Raw genomic sequence first — 17,291 nt, 5'->3', positions numbered from 1 at the left:
GGGGTATTTTTTTGAAACGTTTTTTTAGTTTTCTCTTTGTTATTTCATTTTTCACATCTTCCTTGATTTCGGAAGAAGTAGAATCCTTAGTCCTTGAGACACCGAAAGTTTTCTTTTCCCCTAACTTCGATGATGTGAATGATACAATGATTTTTAAAATAAAATATATTGGTTCTCGCAAACCAGTAGACTGGAAGATTCATATCGCGGATGAGAATGGAAAAGTGATTAAAATTTTTTCAGCAGATTTACGACATAAACGAAAGCGTGGTTTCTACGCGTATCTTTTTTCTGGAGATAAAGAACTTGAGCCATTGAAGGTTGAAATTCCTGAGCAAGTAGAATGGCTTGGAAATGATAATACTGGAAAAATTCTTTCAGACGGTCGCTACATTCATCAGATGAAGGTATTTTTTTCTGATAAATCAGAAATCAAATCAAAACCTGTTTCCATTTATCTGGATTCTACACTACCATATGCAAGGCTTAGTGCGGATAATCGTTTTTTTACTCCCAATGGTGATAAAATTTTTGACCAGTTGAATATTAAGCAAGAAGTGATTGCAGATCCAGCAGATAGATGGAGCGGAACTTTCTTAAATGAAAAGAATGAACCAATTCGCACATTTCAGTGGGATACGAAGAGTATCCCCAAGAATCTAATATGGGATGGGAAGGATGATAGAGGAATTTTACAAGACGAAGGAACTTATATTTATCAATTAGTCGGAGAAGATTTTTCACAAAATAAAATTACGATGACCTTTGAAAATATTTACCTGAGTCGAAGTCCTGACAATATTGATATTCAACAAAACCTTTCTACTTTTTCACCTAACGGTGATAAAGTCAAAGATATTGTTAGTTTTAAGCCAATTGCATTAGAAAGAAATATTTCCAATTGGGAAATGAATATTTTTAAGAAAGATGGGACGAAAGAGGAAGTCTTCAGAACATTTGCGGGAGAGACTCTCCCTGAAAACATTGATTGGGATGGAAAGAATTCTACCGGCAAAATTGTTTCTGATGATACATATCTTCTTAGGTTGAAGCTAACTGTTGGCTCAAAGGTTTTAAAATCACCTGAGAGAAAAATAACCGTCAATACAAAAGAGAAAAAGATATACTTTCGACTTTCTTCCAAATCCTTTACACCCGATGGCGATGAAGATTCAGATTTTCTAGAAATATTTCCTGAGTTAGATAATTTTACGATTCGAACGTGGAAGATTACAATTTTGCATAATTATCAATTGAATGATAAAATGAAAACACAAGTGATAAAAAAATGGAAAGGAATTGGTCAACCTGGAAAACGAATCGTCTGGGATGGATATGCGGATAATGGCATACTTATTGGTTCTCTTAGTAATTTAGAAATTCACTTTTCGTTTCGAAATGAATTGAATGAATTGCAATTCTTTAAAGTAAAAGAATTTAAAACTGGAATCTTGGTTACGAAAAAAGAAGAAAAATTAAGAATATCCATTCCCGAATCAACTTTAAAAAAAGATGAATCAGATATTCTAAACGAAATTAAAAAAATCCTCTCAGTTTATCCGGGTTATAAAGTTCAAATTCAAACTCATTCCAAGCAACCTGGAGATGATAAACAGAATATGAAGAGAACGGAAGCACGCGCAAAAGATTTGTTTAAGAAAATGTTCAATCGCGATATGGACTTTGAGCGTTACACTTACCAAGCTTATGGTGAAGTTGAGCCATTGTTTTATGATGAAGACGAATACAAACAAGAAATGAACGACCGCTTCGATGTGCTATTGACCTTGCCAGACTTAAACAAGTAAGCAAAGATATTCATCTTTATAACTTCCCTACCGCTTTGCGTATATAAGCAGGGACGTCGGTTAGGCGATTGTATTTTTTGATGGAACCATCGGGCATGGTTAGATAATAAATTCCATTGATGACTTCTAAGAAGTAATCATCATTCTTCTTTGCGAGTCCAGAACGATTGTCTAGTTCCTTTACCATTTTCTGAAATTGAATTGGGACTAACTCCCATGATTTGTAGAAGGTTACTTTGCCTTTATGATTTACTGTGTAGGTTCCATTCTCGTGAACAATCTTTGTTCCGAGATAATCGAATATTTCAAGTATGGATTGTTCTTGTTTTGGCTTAGAAGCATTATCCCCGGATTCTGTTTTTTGAAGAATTCTTTTTTTCTTACTTCCTGAACGAAGATAGAGGATGACTAAAACAACAAAGGCGACGAACAAGGAAATATAGAGCATAATTTCCGTTAGCTGCAAATCGAACTTAGGAATCATTTTTTTGTTCCGCCTATTTTATAGTTAATTCTATAATTAATTGTTTTACATAAAAGTGGAGTAGGATCAGATACATTCCAATCTCCGCAAAGCTTTGTTAGAATTGCCTGAACGCAAGCATCTACTTCTCTTTTTCTAGATTCATACGGTATAACGGCGGTTAGTCGGTGTGTGTAATTGCACTCGGTATCTTTTATTTTAAATGCTAAGAAGATTCTACCATTGGCTTGACCGTTTGAATAGTATAAGTCATTTGTATCAGCGCAATGCAATAGAAGCAGTAAAAGGGAGAGTCCTAGACAGATATTTTTTTTAGAATAAAACATAAAACTATCTCGTTACAATCTATTGGCTAACTCTTTTGTCAACTTCATCATTCCACATACATTTAAGTGAGTATAATCTTTAAAGTCGCTGGAGTTAAATAATTTTGGTTCAATTTTCATTATACTATCTTCTCCTATTTGGGAGGAAATTTCATGGAGATTCATTTGGATTGGAGAAGTGCTTTCATTTGACCGAATTTTTGCCTCAGCCTCTGGAGAAAATGGAATGTATAGATAAAGAATTCGGATTTGGTTTTCCTTTGCATACTTCCCAATCTTTAACCAAAAGCTAAGCGACTCTTTTCTTGGAGTTAAGAATGCTGCTTCCATTCCAGCCGGTAAAGAAAGTGTTTCTTTTCTTTCAATGCACTCTCCGGTGAAAGGAGAGAAATTTCCCCATTCAAAATAGAAATTTTCATTGATTAAAGAATTTTCTAGGAATAGATTCTTTTCTTTATTCGTGTTTAGATTCCCAAAAAAATTTACATTTAGGAGTGCATTCATTTCTTTGTTGTGTTGGATTCCTTCTGAGCCCGGAATTAGTTTTATTTCATTCGAGAAATTTCCATTTAGTTTTAAAAGTGGAAATACTTGCAAGAAAAGGTAATAGATATTACCCGATAGATTTTTAAAATAGAATTTATTGAGTTCACTGTCTAAAAGCATTCGAAGTGAAAAAGGTTGAAAGTTTTGAGAGAGAGTTTTGTGAGCGTCTACGATTGTATTCTTTGAACTCGTGACAGGGGAGACATTGACGACAAGAGTTTTAATTTTTATTCCTGAGTTTTTAAAGTCTATGAGCAATTTATAAATTCCTTCTGGCTGCTCTGAAGGTCGCGGATAATATAAAATATCCGTTTGCTTCCCGTTTTCCTTTAGTAGCTTGTTTAGAATATTAGGATGAATACCACTCATTAGTTGGCTGTCTCCGAGAATGGCAAGGTCATATTCTTTTGGAGAAATTACTCTCGTTCCAATTGTATGCCAGATAAAGGAAGTCTTCTCTGAGTATAAAACTAGAAATCGAAATAACAAATGAGATAGAGCAGAAAAGAAAATTAAAAATAGGAAAAGATTTCGTTTTGAAAAATGCATTCATTCTATTTTTCGAGAAGGCTATTTTTCAGCAAATCAAATCTATCAATGTAAAAAATTACCATCGATAAACAAAAAAGACTCCGATAGAAAAAAATATGAACCAGCAAAGAAATCGAATCATTCTAGTCTTATTTTTATTGTGCCTTTCTGTAAGTGCGAAGCCTGTTGTTTCTTACAAAGTGGGGGACAATCTCTATGTATTGGCTAAGTCGGGGCTGAATCTAAGAGATAAGCCGTCTAAGAATGGAAGATTTCTTCAAACTGTTTCATTTGGAACGATTGCGCGTGTTCGTCAAATGACTGATAAAGAATACGATGTAGATGGGATTCCCGGCTACTGGGTCAAGGTAATGGCTGATGACCGAGAAGGATATTTATTTGATGGATATCTTTCCTCTTATCCACCTCCAGTTTCTGAGCTACCCAGTAAATCGAATCCAACACTGAAACAATACGCTGATAAATATTTGCCGAAGGGAACAAAAGTCACGGAAGCGACAGATGATACTATGGTAACAACGTCTACTCTTACTTTGCCGCTCGCTCGTATGGAGGAAGCTTATTTACTTGGAATTTGTTTTATTTATAATTTTGATAAGTATAAGTATCCTCGAAAATCGGATAAGGTTAAATTCGTTGACACCGAAGTTGAATTTAACGTTATGCGTGATAAGTCCGGTCAGGTAAAATCTGTCTCTGTCGTTGAAACATATATTCATTCTGGCGGAACTGTTACTCTCACTGTTACGGATCTAGGCAATGCAGGAGCAGAAATTAAAACGATATACGCCGCACCTTAAAATTTACTTAGGGAATTGTTTTAAATAGAAGACAGAAAGTTTGAGAAGTTCTTTTTCTTTTTGATTCCATTTTAACTTGGCTACTTCTTCTTCGCCTACTTTCCATTGAATGAGCTTATGATTTTGAAAGTAGAATCTGGATTCGTCTGACTTTCCTTCTCGATTGCATCCCGACCATTTGTAGGAGTATACAAAGATTAGCTCCTTATTTTTGTATGTTAATTCATTTACAGAGCCGGAGCAATCAAATACAATATCGCCTACGATTTTAACAATTTCTTTCTTGTTTGAATAAAAGTAAATTTCTTCATCTAATAAATCTGTTTCATCTACGTGAGATTTTTTGTGTGTATAATCAATCTTAGCCTGCGTATATGTTTTAAGATTTTGCTCAGTCTTTTGATAGTATTTACGGATTTCTAAAATTGCCTTTTCTTCTGAAAATAAACTACCTGCATAAAGCAGGCAGGCTATTAATATAAATCTCATAAGATTGCTTCTCAAGATTGTTTTGCTAGTTTAAGTATTTTTCCAAATGCACTCAATACTAGAATAGTTTTATTGTCTTCGTTTCGAACAAATACTCGAATCGGTGAGCCGGTGTATTTGCTCTCTTGCTTGTCTTCGTGATCGGCATTTAAATTTTGCTTAGAGGCTGTGACTGATTCTCCGTATAGAATGATTTTTTTCTTGTCTATTTTGTATTTTCCAACAATCGATGTTTCATTCTTACCTTCTTCTCTTTGCATAGCCTTGGTTAAGTGAAAGAAATGAGCATCTTCTCCTGTGCCATCTTTTTCCACGTTAAGGCTTAACTCGTAGATTTCGTTTGTAGTTTCCGATTTTGCAATGTAAATGCCTTCCATTTCTTCAGTGGCAAATAGATTTAGGGCAAAAAGAAACCCTGATAAAATAAAAATTGTCTTCACAATATTCTCCTCCCTTTGGATAGGGAGCAGAATTATCGCATATGCTATTTATTTGGCAAGAAATTTTTTTACTAAATTTTTGAATTATTCTGTAGCTTAATTACGATCGCACCAAGGAAGGCTCCCAAAGGAATCGTAGGCCATGCGATCATTAAACTAATCAATGTGAACGGAAGTAGTAGATAAATAGATTCAACTGGATTTATTGTCTTTCCTCCGAGTGAACTGAGACATTTACCAGTGAATTGATTGCAAAGAAAATAAGACAAGGACATGAAATACCAAGTGAAGTAATGAGAGAGGATTACAATCATTAGCCCTATAAAAATTCCAAATACAATAGAGCGTGATTTTTTTCGCGTGATGAATATATGCCAGAGTAGGAAAGAGCATACAAGCGAGGACAAAGTAGAGAATAGTGGAAACATCTCATAACCCTCTCCTGTAGCATTATTGCTAACAAAGAGACCTGCTATAAGTCCAATTATCCCACATGCAATACTCATTTGAATGGATGGCTTCATAATTAACTATCCAGAATATGAATTTGCGAGTCAGAAAGCAACTTGTTTTTGATTGACCCGAAATAGATTTTATTTTTCTTTGAAGAAAAAGGAGACAATAGATGAAAAAAAATTCATTAGTTATGATTCTGCTAGTTGCTTTCTCGGTTACTTCCTGTGAGACACTCAGTAAAGTAGGAAAGGGCACTATGATAGGCGGATTGACTGGTTGTTTAACAGGTTTATTAGCTGGGGCTGCCTATGATGAAGCTATTAAGAAAAAAGCATCTGGTGGAGACATCAAAGATGTAGTAAAATCAGCTTTTGGTAAAAAGAAAAAAGCAAGCAATAAAGGTAAGGCTGTTGGTCTTGCTGCTGGTTGCGCAATCGGTCTTGGTGTTGGGTTATACTTCGACCTAATGAAAGATGATATCAAAGAAGATCTTGAATCTAAAAAAATTGGTGTAGCAGAAGTGAAAGGTGCTGATGGCGATATTGAAGCACTTAGCTTAAAAATGGGTGAGCAAGCAGTTAAATTTAATCCTGGTAAAGCGGATGTTCCTGATTCAGGAAAAGCTACACTTGATAAAGTTGCTGATTCTATCAAAGCATATCCAGACACTAAAGTTAATATTTCTGGTCACACAGATGCTTCTGGAGATCCAGCTTTCAATAAAACTCTTAGCCAACAAAGAGCAGATTCTGTTAAAGGTTATTTAAAATCACAAGGAATTACTGATGATCAAATCGGTGAAACGAAAGGTGTAGGTGCAGACAAACCTGCTCCTGGTGCAAGTCCAAATGACCCAGCAAATAGACGTGTAGAGCTAGCGATTACTGCTGGTTAACCTCTTCTAAATAAAAAAATAAAAAAGCCGCTCGTTTACGATCGGCTTTTCCCACTTATCTAAAATCTCTCTCGAATACATTAAACATACAAGAGTTAAGCAATACTTATGAAAAAAAAAGTCCTTAGACTATTTTTTTAATTGCAAAATCTATTACATTTCTTTCAGTCTTTCCTCATTATAGATAAAAAAACAAATCATTGTTGAAAACTATACTAGGGAAGTTAGATGAATATTTTTAAAAACATTAGATTTATAGCCATATTTCTTTTATTTGTATTGGTTCAGAGTCTTATTGCAGATGGTTCCACATCTAACACAATTTATATTGGAACTTTTCTTCCTTATAAATCTAAAGAAGATGTGGCTAATAGAGATTTAATCCTAGAAAATTTAAAATCAGAGCTAACTGCAAAAGGTTTTGAGGTAAAGACTTTGACTGGCAGCAATGCTGAGAATCTGAAAACTGCAAAGGATAATAATGCTAAGTTCTATTTGAGTGGTTACTACACACGAAAGCCAAATGGAAATCTGCTCATCTATGGTCATGTCTACAATCCAGACAAAGGAAATATTATCGACGCAATCAACATTTCCGATTCGCTTGGAGATTTGAGTGAAGTAGAATTACCTCCCGAAGAAATAAAGATAGAAGACAAAGTAGTAAGTGACAGATTTTCTAAAAAGTTTTCCAATAAAGTAAAATTCAATACTGCCAGAAAAGAAAATGCAGAGAACGTAGATGAATATGTAAAATCTCTCCCAATAGGTAAGGAACTGAATCTGCCAGTAGTTGCTGTCGAATCCAAAGCCTCTGATGACGTTTTTAAGCTATTACAGCAAACAGAAGTTGTGACGGCTTCTAGAACGAAAGAAAGCTTGATAGACGTTCCTGCGACTACAATGGTCATAACGGAGCAGGATTTTAAGAATCGAGGCTATACAAGCCTACAAGATATATTCAATGATTTACCTGGTTTTGATGTCATTGGTCTTGGTGGATCTGACCCAATTAATTTATATCAGAGAGGCTATCGAACTCCCTACACCTCAAGAACCCTTCTAATGATTGATGGTATTATACAGAATGATTTATGGACTCAAGTTGGAACTGTGGATAGAACTTACCCAATCTCTGGAATCAAACGTGTTGAAATTATTTATGGTCCTGCTTCTGCTGTGTATGGTCCAAATGCGTTTCAAGGAATCATTAATATTATCACAAAAACAGCAAAAGATAATGGTGGAAAGGCATTAACGGGAAGAGCAAGTTTAATGTATGGAACCGGACCCAATTGGACTATGGACGGACATGCGACTTCTCAAATTGGTGAATTAGGAATTGCAGTTTCTGCCAGAACTACCCAGGGGGAAGATGAAAATAATAATGTGAAAGGGAAGGGATTTAGTTCTCCCTTTTTCTTGAGAAATCCAAATATCTGGGGACCGGTTTTGTTTTATGGAGATTTGGGAAAACCTTTTGGAACCTATCGGGACTCTGTCAATAATTGGGGAACAATTTTAAGTGCTACCTATAAGACATTAAAGATTGGTTCTAATCTTAGTAATAAAGATGAAAGTTACGGTGGACACTATCCGGGTGACAAAGCGCAAACAAATGCTTATTGGAGTAAGAGGCTTGTAAACGTCTATGCAGAAAACACAGTAGAAATAACTCCTAAGTTAACTTCTTATACTTTAGCACTAGCTCGTGATACATCCACTTACGGAACTTGGGCGGAGGCAGATGGTTCTAGTTTAACGAAACCATCGTATGTAAGTATAACGAATTGGAGAAATGTAAATTCTAGTATCTTAGTAAACCAAAACATCGAATACAAAGTGAACGATAACTTAAAGATTCTAGCAGGTTTAAAATACGAAGCTAAGAAATTAACTAAGTTTTATGATATTCCAGGGTATTGGTGGGGCTCTACTTATTTTAGCTCTGTGGATGCGTTAAATCCAAATGTAAACAAAGGGGTTGATAAAGACCCACTTCATCAAAATGGCGGTTATTCTGTTTATTTGAGCACAGATCCTATTATGCTAAAAGGTCCTTCCGGTCGGGGCAGAATGCCGGAAGAGAACATGATTGGAACCTATGACAGAGGTGGATTTTTATTATCGATTATTGACATTGGAAAGTTTCGATTTAGTCCGGGTATTCGTTACGATGAAAACTCTGTCTATGGTAAAGCTCTAAATCCAAGAATAACGGCAATTTATAAACTGCAAGAGCAAACAGCCATTAAGTTACTATACGGAGAAGCATTTAATGAGCCTCCTCCCCTTTTACTTTATGGAGGTTTTTCTGGTAGAGTATCCGACGCAAACCTAAGACCTGAAAAAGTGAAAACAACAGAACTTGTTTTAATGAGACAAGGGAAACAAATCTCAAATGAAGCTTCCTTTTTCTATTCAAGGTATGAGGATGTAATTAGAGAGTCCGGTCCCAATGGAGGAAGAAGAAGAATTTACGGTCTTGAATATAAGTTCAAATGGAACTTTAACAATTTTATCACAAATTCTTTGCCTATCAGTTTTTATACATACTACACTTACACTCTCGCCCAATCGGATACATATTATGACCATAATATGAAACAATGGAAAGAAGGGACAACTCCCCTTGGTCAGTATGAGTATTTATACCAAGGAAATAAAGTGAATAATCCTCTTGGTGCATACTATGACGGACCTGCTTCTTATATTCCTCGTGAAAGAAAATTTACAAACTTAGGTGATGTTGCTCCTCATAAAATAAATATTGGAATCAACCTGCCCATAAAAGAAACCTTTATCTTAAATTTTAGGGGCAATTATGTAAGTGCACGAGAATTTTATTCTAGAAACGTCCTAAACAACAATGGTCCATTGCCAGACATAGAAGCGGAAACTCTCTTAAGGCGCTCTGCTCAACAAGAACAAAAACGCCTAGATCCATATTTTGTTATTGATACAGGTTTTACTTATAACTTTAAAGAGTTGGGTTTTTTTACATTCAAGATCATGAATTTGTTCAATGAATACTATGTGCATCCGGGGGTAGGCAATGCTAATGCTGGAAATTATTACTATGCAAGATCAACAGGCTATGATTCCTCTATCCTTCCTCAACCCGGTAGATCTTTTATGATGAATCTTACAATTACTTTTTAAATGTGGGGGCATTTACAACTTGGGGCTAATAGCCCCAAACCCCATTATTTTATTTCCCTATAAAACTTCCCAATCAAGTCTTTCTCTTCTTGTCTCATCTTAGGAAAACTATTCAGCACAGTCAGCATCTCTTCTTCTGTGAGTCCATACAAATGAAACACACGTGCGTCAATTTCGGCTTCGTAGTGAGAAGTATCGTTGTCATCCTCCGTAGAGACGCGATTAATCGCGTCTTTACTCTTTCCAGCGTCCTTACTCTTTAGTATCTTATCCACCAATTCAATCAATGGTTTTTGTAATTCTGGATTGTCGATAGGTGTGCGGGGAATGGGGATTTTTTCTACAGTATTTTTAAGCCATCGTAAAGTTCCCATTCCAGTTGTAGTTGCCACAAAATTCTTAGCATACCACTCAATCACTTTAGAATTAAAGACTTAACTAAATATTTTAAATTTTTTCCTATCATAATCAAGTTATCTTATTGTAAATAAATTCCAGTTCATCATACGCAAATTTTGGCTTATCTGATATTTCAGCCCAAATTATTTTCGTTGATTTCATTCTCTTAAAATAATCATGTAGGTTTGTTATCTAATTCTAGCCAATCATGTTGCCCACCTGTAACTTGAGCTCTTGCTTCTAGTATTTCCTTAAAATCTAATAAATATTTATACAAGAAGGGATAATTTTTCATTACTTCTTTGTGCATACCGAGACCAATGGCTATTACATATTCATTTTCCCACTGAGTCGTATATTTCTTTACATTTCTGCCACCGATAATGGGTTTTATTAATATTTCTGATTTTTTTTCTTTCTGAATTAGCTTTTCATAAATATTTTGATTAATAATAAATACATCATTTAGTCCAGTTTGAATTCCCATTTGAACTTCGTTCAGTAGTTCTTTAATCAATATTCCTATTTTTTCTACTTTTTTTCTTACCTTAGATCCTTCTTTTGTTCCTACGCTCCATTCATCGTTAGAAAGGATACCAAATGCATTTTATTCCTTTCAAAAAAATTAAATAAATTTGAACCTACTTTGTATTCACTAGTAATACTTGCGGCTTCTAATTGTTTTGCGTAAGGTTCTTTTTCTAGTAGTAGCATATTAGGATCTACAATTGCCGCATCAAAGATTTGAGTGTCTTCAAAGTTTAATAGAAGTAGTGGATTAGAATGCCCTAGCAAGTAATTTCGTAATGCAGCACCATATTGACTTTTCATCCAGGAATTGGAGGTGATAAAGAATCCATAACCACCTTTACACATAAGTTCTATTTGCCGTTCATAGAATAAACGGTAAATATCTCCTTTCTTAGTAAATGTTTCATATTCTAATTGTTCAAACAAATCCGCCTGTTCCTGAATCTTCTGGAAGTTGTATATAAGGCGGATTACCTAGAATAATATCAAAGCCCAACCAAGTCCCTCTCCTCTTCCCCTTTGGGAGGGATTTAGGAGAGGGGCTGAGCGATGTGGGGAGAGGTAGAACACCTCAGGAAATTCCATTTGCCAGTGAAACGTCTTATTTCGTTTGAGTGCGGTTTCTCCGTCTTTGCCTAATTGGAATTCTTCTGCAAAGCGGGAATCTAATTTTACTCGGAAGAGTTCGTTTGTTTTTTCTAGAATGCTTTGTAGTTTTAGAGCGAAGTTAGTCGATAGACTCGCGATATGAATCTGCGACAAATCAGACTTAATCTCTAAGGCTCTTTTAAAATCTGCGCTGTCTAGTTTTTTGTTTGCCAATATACTTCCAAGCTCTTCCAATTCTTGTAGAATTTTTCCTTTTTGCCCTAATGCCTGAGACAGCTTTTGAATCTTTGTTTTAAATTCTTTCGGGAGGTCTTCTAGGATTTTTTGCAATTGGTTTGTATCTTTGGCGGCAAACGAAAATAAGTCGTGACTTACTATATCTCTCTTTTTAGAGTTGGCAGGTGGTTCGGCTAATGTGATATATCCGACAAGTGAATTACCTTCTCGCAAATTAAAATGCACATTCGGGAATCGCACAAATGTATTTTTCTCTAAGTTAAAGTGCTTTGCCATTGTGAGAAAGAGTCTTGCCTTTGCTACTTTTAACGCGCGTTGGCTAATATCTACTCCATAGATATTGCGAGATAGAATGATAAAGTATTTGATATACAAATAGAATTTTTCTTTTTCTGATTCTTTGTCTGGATGTAAGTCTGTAATATCAATTTTTACAATCTCTCCGGTTTCGTTTCCTGTCTGGATATAGAAGGTTTGTTTTAAGTTGAGGATAATCGCTCTTTTCCAGATTTCTTCGTAAACATGCACCATTGTCTCAATGGCAGATTCGAGAAAGTGCGCACTCCCCACAGCAGGATCACAGATTTTTAGATGGGAAACTAACTCAAACAAAAATACTAACTCTTCTTGGATTGCCTCGCGGATAATCGCATATAACCCATTTTCACTCTTGTTTAAAAACTTCTTATTGAATTGTTTCTTTATATAATCTAGAATTGCCTTTTCGGACATTCCAGTCGTGATGTCTTCGGGAGTATAAAAAGAACCAGTTCCTTTTTTCTCGTCTGTGTTGATTAATTTTTCATACACCGCACCTAGCACAAACTCATCAATATTCCCTTCCGCCCAATCTCTACTCTCAAACAAATTTAAAATAGGAAGCGAATCAGACAATCTCTTTGGCTCAATAGATATAGCCCTTTCCGTCATCCCTTCTTGGTAAAAACATTTATTATCAATACTAATCGTAGCAAGTGGAATGTCTTTTTCTTCATATAAAAAGAGCGCAGGTCCGAGTATTACTAAATCTCCAAATTCTGTGGAATGATGAATCGGCTCATCAGTATTACCCGCTAGATTTTCGAATAGCTTTTGTAAAAACTCAAAGAAGTTTCCTTTCTTTTCGTTTACTTCTTTAAATTTATTTTTAAGATAATTCGTATCTCTATTAAAAAATCCTCTCTCCTGCAAAAACCAAAGAGTCAAGATGGTCAAAAGAAATTGGTCGGCAAACTCTCCCTTTCTCTCTTCGGGAACTCCTTTGACTTTATTCTTTTCGAGTAAGAATTCTTTTGTGTTTCGATAGAGTTTGTAAAACTCCTCGATTAAATCTTTTCTATCGAATAACGGCTCTAAGTTTTTGGCATCAAACGGAATCGCAAATGCTTTCTCTAATAGTGTAAAGTATTTGCCTGTAATCTTATCAGTGTTCTTGATTACTTTTTTAAATTCATTCGGATTAAAGTTACAAATCCAAAGTTCATTTGAATCTATAAAACCAACACCAGCGGAGATAATATCATTTTGATTAGGAGAAAAATCAGGAACAAAAACTTCTTTCGCTTGCTCTTTTGTTAGTTCAGGAAAAAAATAAATGCAATAGTTTTTATTGATTTGCTCATACTTGTAGTAGTTGAACACATAATAAGTAGTATCCTTATATTTCTTTTCTACTTTTGGATATTTGTTAGATAAATTTTCAATAATGCTTTTAATTTTTTCTTTCATAGAACCATCCATAATGATTGATCTCTTGTTCAAAATTAATATCCGTAATAAATTTCAAATACTCATAGAGTATATCGAGTGATTTATCTGGATCGGTTAATCCTACTTTGCCGCTTTTCTCACTTAAAACGCCTGCCGTTTCTAAGAGAGTTCGAATCTTGGGAACATGCTCTTGTGGTCTTAGAATATTGAGTTTATTAAATACGACGGGAAGTTTTTCTTTCCAATTCGGATCATTTTGTTTAAAAGGAGCATGTCTTCCTAGGAAATCGGTTAGCTTGTTTAAAAATCCTCTTTGCACGATGACCGTTGCATCTTCGATTTCTTCTTTTCTCTCATCTACTTTTGCTTTGAAGGATTTGAGTAAATCTGCTATTTCTAAAATCTTTACAGGCTTAGCCTTATTATCCTCTTTCACTAAATGCAATAGCGCAAGCGGGCTTTCTTCTGTTACTAGAGTGGGATTTTCTAGAGAAGACGAAAGTATTTTTTTCTCCAATACTTTTCTTTCTCCTTCTTTTCCCCGTTTGAATTCATAAACAGAATAAACTCTATCAGCACCCGGAACAAAGGAATAATAAATTTTATTGGAATAAATTTCCTTTTCATACTTAGCAAAGTCACGCGGAGTATAACGCAGATTAGTCTGGATTTCATTTAAAAGTTTAAATTCATCAGCCTGCAATTTATCTTTCAAAGAAAATCCTTTTTTTAATTCATCAGACATTCCCATTTCTTCTAAATCATCAATCGAGACTTCGGACATTTTTTGAATCTTTTGTCCAAATGTTTCAACAGAAATTTCTTCATCTGCATCTAGAATTTTACTTTCTTTTCCTAAAATATTTGTAATGTCTTTGATCTTCTCTTTTAATTTAGCAAGCACGGTAACGATTAATTGAATTTCATCCGTTGGTTTGAAGTTAATTACATCTACAATGTTTTCACTTCCAATTCGATTGACTCGACCGACTCTTTGCACAATAAGCATTGGATTCCAAGGCAAATCAAAATTAACCAACGCATGACCATCCTGCAAGTTCACACCCTCACTAAAAGCATCGGTAGCGACTAATACATTTAATTCTCCGGCTCTTTTAATTTCATCCTCACCTTTGTTCGCACGAGGAGCAAATCTTTTCTTTAGATTGTTTCGACTGCTCGAATCTGTTTCCCCAGTGACTAGACCAATTCGAGAACGGTTATTGTGTTTAATATCTTGGTAAATTTCTTTGGCAAATGAATTCTTATTTACCCAATCTTCTAAATTTCGATACAGATAATAGGCTGTATCCTTATACTGTGTAAATATGATTGTCTTCTTATCACTTAGATTTGGAACTTTTAATATTTCAGACTGACCAGAAGGGCTACCCAGAATTTGCCGCAGAGCAATGATCTTAGGATCATACTTGTAAATCCAAATCGGCATTTTTTCTTGCAATGAATCCTTGCCTGTATGAGGCAAGTCACCTAGGATAAGATTATTTCCATCTGCGTCTTTTTCTTTTAAATCATTTAACTTTTCGATTATTGCTTCTATATTTTTTAAATCATTTTTTAGATTTGATACGACTGATCTAGATCCAAAATCAAGAATGATTACATCTGTTAGCGGCAAATCACTCTTTTGCTTTTCTAATTCTATTTTTGTATATTGAGTCCATAGATTCCAAACTGACTGAAACCATTTAGGGTCTTCTTCTAAATAATTTTCTTCTTCATTTAATTCAAAGTCTGCTTTAATTTTTGTTTCTTCTAATAGTTTCTCAATAAACTTTTGCAAATCCTGTTTTGATTTAACGATTGAAATATTATGTGTAAAGTAGAAGAGAGCAGTTCTTTCTTTAAAAGCAATTTTTCGAAGAGTAGTCTCGAATGCAAAGACGGAACTCTCAATGCGTTTACCCAGTAGTAACCGGAACAGATCAGCAATTTTAATTCCCATACCTGAGCCAGTATTTTCAGAAGCAGTTGTATCTCCAAAGAATACAGAAATAGCTCCATACAATTTTGTATGTTCAAATTCTAGCTCAGGCAATACTTTACAAACAAGAGATATAAAATCTTGGAATTGTTTAGACGAATAACCGGAATAATCCAGAGACGAAACAACCGGGTCTTGGAATACTAAAGGCTTATCATTAATCTTTACATCTTGGAAATTTTCTTTGATATATTTTCTAGTTCGAAGGAGAACCACTTCATCAATTACTTTCTGTTTTAATTCACTCGCAGCGTCTAATAGCTCTTTTCTTTTCTCATCAGAATCATTTGTTTTAGATTCTTGAAATGCTTTTTGATAAGTTTCGAATAACTTAGAAACCATGATTCCTTTTAGTGTAAACGGCTGAAAGGTTTCATCATTAAATAACTGAATTAAATTATACAATTCATAAATAGAATTGCTCATCGGAGTCGCAGTCAGAAGAAGCATTTTATTTAATTTATGATTTTTTTTCTTGTGCAATGCTTTGAGTGATTTCCAACGATTGCTTCCACGATTTTTAAATTTATGCGCTTCATCGACAACGATTAAATCATAAGTTTCTTTAAAAGTATCTAAGAGCTTATTATAAGCAGGATCCGATTGAAATAGTCCAACAGAATACAAGCGGATAATACCCAGTAGCTCATTTCCATCTTCTGTGAATATTTGAAAAGAAATATCGTTCTCTTTATATGCTCCGGAAATAGAAACATGCTTGTTCTTAAAGAAATCACTTTTTTGAATCTTAATTAATTGCCCTGCTTGCAGATATTTGTATTCGGATTCATCTTTATTATCAAGGCTACCAATGATTAACTCCTCCCATTGGTTGATAACAGACGGTGGAACAATTAACAATACACCCGGAACTCCACCATTGTCTTTCTTTATCCAATCCGTATGTTTTTTTTGAATGAACTCTTCAATAATAGCCATTGCGATAAAACTTTTTCCAAGACCAACTGAGTCGGCAACAATAGCACCGTTATAATAATCAATAATCTTAATTGTATTGAGAACACCAACCATCTGGAACTCGGCAAGAATATCTTTCTTTAACATATTCATAACCTTTCCATCAAACCATTTATAAACTAGGTATTTGAATAATTCTTCTGGACTGACTAAATTTCCAATCTGTGGATATTCAGGTGTTGCCGCGCTTGGCTTTTTAATTCCACTTACTTCTACTATTTTTAATAAATCTTTTTTAAATTCAGAAGCCTCATCCCAAAGCTTATCATACCATTCATTGAGATAATCAATTTCTTCTGCATCGGAAATTTTAATATTTAATTCTTTGTTTTGAGTGAGTCCAGAGGAGGTAAAATTAGATGAGCCTACTAATGCTTGACCTTTAGAAGCATTCGGAGAAGGATTATGATTTAAAAATAAATATAATTTTGCATGTAGCCGCGCACTCTCAAAGAGTTTAATCTCGATTATCCCTTTCTCGATTAGATTAGCAAGACTACGGATATTATCTTTTTTCTCGTCTGATAATTCTGTGCTTTGTAGTTCTTCTAATAACTCTTGCTTGATCTTTTCTCTGGCTTCGTATCCGGTAATGAGTTCACTACTTGTTTCTGAATCAGTCTCCCGACCCATTACGATTTTTAAAAATGGTTTAAGATCACTGCCAACAGGAAAATGGGATTCTACTAATTGAAATCCGCTCAGATAAAAATATCCAATAGCAAACTTTGCTTCTTTAGAATGAGGTAATTCACCTTGAACATAGGAAACTACCTCTCTTCCTTTGCTATTATCTAAAATCTTATTTGCCAAACCAATCTACCTTTACCTAGAATACCATAGCATTCTGACAAGATAGGTGTA

General features: G+C 34.7%; 15 protein-coding genes. 4 read left to right on the top strand and 11 right to left on the bottom strand.

The annotated features are described in order from the left end of the window. Positions 1 to 11 precede the first annotated feature (11 nt). Complete coding sequence (locus IPH52_00975; protein ID MBK7053613.1) at positions 12 to 1,808, top strand: OmpA family protein; 1,797 nt, start codon at positions 12 to 14, stop codon at positions 1,806 to 1,808. Between the two features lie 16 nt (positions 1,809 to 1,824). Here IPH52_00975 and IPH52_00970 read toward each other — a convergent pair whose 3' ends face one another. From IPH52_00970 to IPH52_00960, 3 genes are read right to left on the bottom strand one after another with little or no spacing between them, the layout of a single operon-like run. Continuing rightward, positions 1,825 to 2,292 (bottom strand): hypothetical protein, encoded by a 468-nt coding sequence (locus tag IPH52_00970; protein MBK7053612.1) that lies wholly within the window; start codon positions 2,290 to 2,292, stop codon positions 1,825 to 1,827. Then, positions 2,289 to 2,618, bottom strand: coding sequence for a hypothetical protein (locus tag IPH52_00965; GenBank protein ID MBK7053611.1), 330 nt, complete (start codon positions 2,616 to 2,618; stop codon positions 2,289 to 2,291). Before IPH52_00965 ends, IPH52_00970 begins: the two co-directional genes overlap by 4 nt. A 12-nt stretch (positions 2,619 to 2,630) precedes the next feature. Further along, positions 2,631 to 3,713, bottom strand: a complete 1,083-nt coding sequence (locus tag IPH52_00960; GenBank protein ID MBK7053610.1) for a hypothetical protein — start codon at positions 3,711 to 3,713, stop codon at positions 2,631 to 2,633. A 98-nt stretch (positions 3,714 to 3,811) separates the two neighbouring features. Between IPH52_00960 and IPH52_00955 the strand changes: the two genes are divergently transcribed. Then, positions 3,812 to 4,516 carry an SH3 domain-containing protein gene (locus tag IPH52_00955; protein ID MBK7053609.1) on the top strand — a complete coding sequence of 235 codons (705 nt, stop codon included), beginning with the start codon at positions 3,812 to 3,814 and terminating at the stop codon, positions 4,514 to 4,516. A 3-nt stretch (positions 4,517 to 4,519) separates the two neighbouring features. Here IPH52_00955 and IPH52_00950 read toward each other — a convergent pair whose 3' ends face one another. The 3 genes from IPH52_00950 to IPH52_00940 form a co-directional block, all read right to left on the bottom strand. Beyond that, on the bottom strand, positions 4,520 to 5,005 hold the full coding sequence (locus tag IPH52_00950) for a hypothetical protein (protein ID MBK7053608.1): 486 nt from the start codon (positions 5,003 to 5,005) through the stop codon (positions 4,520 to 4,522). An 11-nt stretch (positions 5,006 to 5,016) separates the two neighbouring features. Beyond that, positions 5,017 to 5,445 (bottom strand): hypothetical protein, encoded by a 429-nt coding sequence (locus IPH52_00945; GenBank protein MBK7053607.1) that lies wholly within the window; start codon positions 5,443 to 5,445, stop codon positions 5,017 to 5,019. Positions 5,446 to 5,516: 71 nt separating this feature from the next. Then, positions 5,517 to 5,969 carry a hypothetical protein gene (locus IPH52_00940; GenBank protein ID MBK7053606.1) on the bottom strand — a complete coding sequence of 151 codons (453 nt, stop codon included), beginning with the start codon at positions 5,967 to 5,969 and terminating at the stop codon, positions 5,517 to 5,519. Between the two features lie 101 nt (positions 5,970 to 6,070). Between IPH52_00940 and IPH52_00935 the strand changes: the two genes are divergently transcribed. Further along, positions 6,071 to 6,796, top strand: coding sequence for an OmpA family protein (locus IPH52_00935; GenBank protein MBK7053605.1), 726 nt, complete (start codon positions 6,071 to 6,073; stop codon positions 6,794 to 6,796). A gap of 228 nt (positions 6,797 to 7,024) precedes the next feature. Continuing rightward, a complete protein-coding gene (locus tag IPH52_00930; GenBank protein ID MBK7053604.1) occupies positions 7,025 to 9,958 on the top strand; it encodes a TonB-dependent receptor in 2,934 nt (977 codons plus the stop codon). Positions 9,959 to 10,002: 44 nt separating this feature from the next. Here IPH52_00930 and IPH52_00925 read toward each other — a convergent pair whose 3' ends face one another. The 5 genes from IPH52_00925 to IPH52_00905 all read right to left on the bottom strand — a co-directional run bounded on the left by IPH52_00925 (position 10,003) and on the right by IPH52_00905 (position 17,240). Further along, positions 10,003 to 10,377 (bottom strand): hypothetical protein, encoded by a 375-nt coding sequence (locus IPH52_00925; GenBank protein ID MBK7053603.1) that lies wholly within the window; start codon positions 10,375 to 10,377, stop codon positions 10,003 to 10,005. Positions 10,378 to 10,532: 155 nt separating this feature from the next. After that, positions 10,533 to 10,874 carry a hypothetical protein gene (locus IPH52_00920; GenBank protein MBK7053602.1) on the bottom strand — a complete coding sequence of 114 codons (342 nt, stop codon included), beginning with the start codon at positions 10,872 to 10,874 and terminating at the stop codon, positions 10,533 to 10,535. Between the two features lie 50 nt (positions 10,875 to 10,924). Further along, positions 10,925 to 11,314, bottom strand: a complete 390-nt coding sequence (locus IPH52_00915) for an Eco57I restriction-modification methylase domain-containing protein (protein MBK7053601.1) — start codon at positions 11,312 to 11,314, stop codon at positions 10,925 to 10,927. Positions 11,315 to 11,362: 48 nt separating this feature from the next. After that, positions 11,363 to 13,462 (bottom strand): hypothetical protein, encoded by a 2,100-nt coding sequence (locus IPH52_00910; protein MBK7053600.1) that lies wholly within the window; start codon positions 13,460 to 13,462, stop codon positions 11,363 to 11,365. Next, positions 13,446 to 17,240, bottom strand: coding sequence for a DEAD/DEAH box helicase family protein (locus IPH52_00905; protein ID MBK7053599.1), 3,795 nt, complete (start codon positions 17,238 to 17,240; stop codon positions 13,446 to 13,448). The genes IPH52_00910 and IPH52_00905 overlap by 17 nt, the downstream gene beginning before the upstream one ends. Positions 17,241 to 17,291: the final 51 nt, after the last annotated feature.

It is taken from the genome of Leptospiraceae bacterium (assembly GCA_016708435.1).
Classification (GTDB): domain Bacteria; phylum Spirochaetota; class Leptospiria; order Leptospirales; family Leptospiraceae; genus UBA2033.
This window is presented reverse-complemented; position numbering and strand designations above follow the sequence as displayed.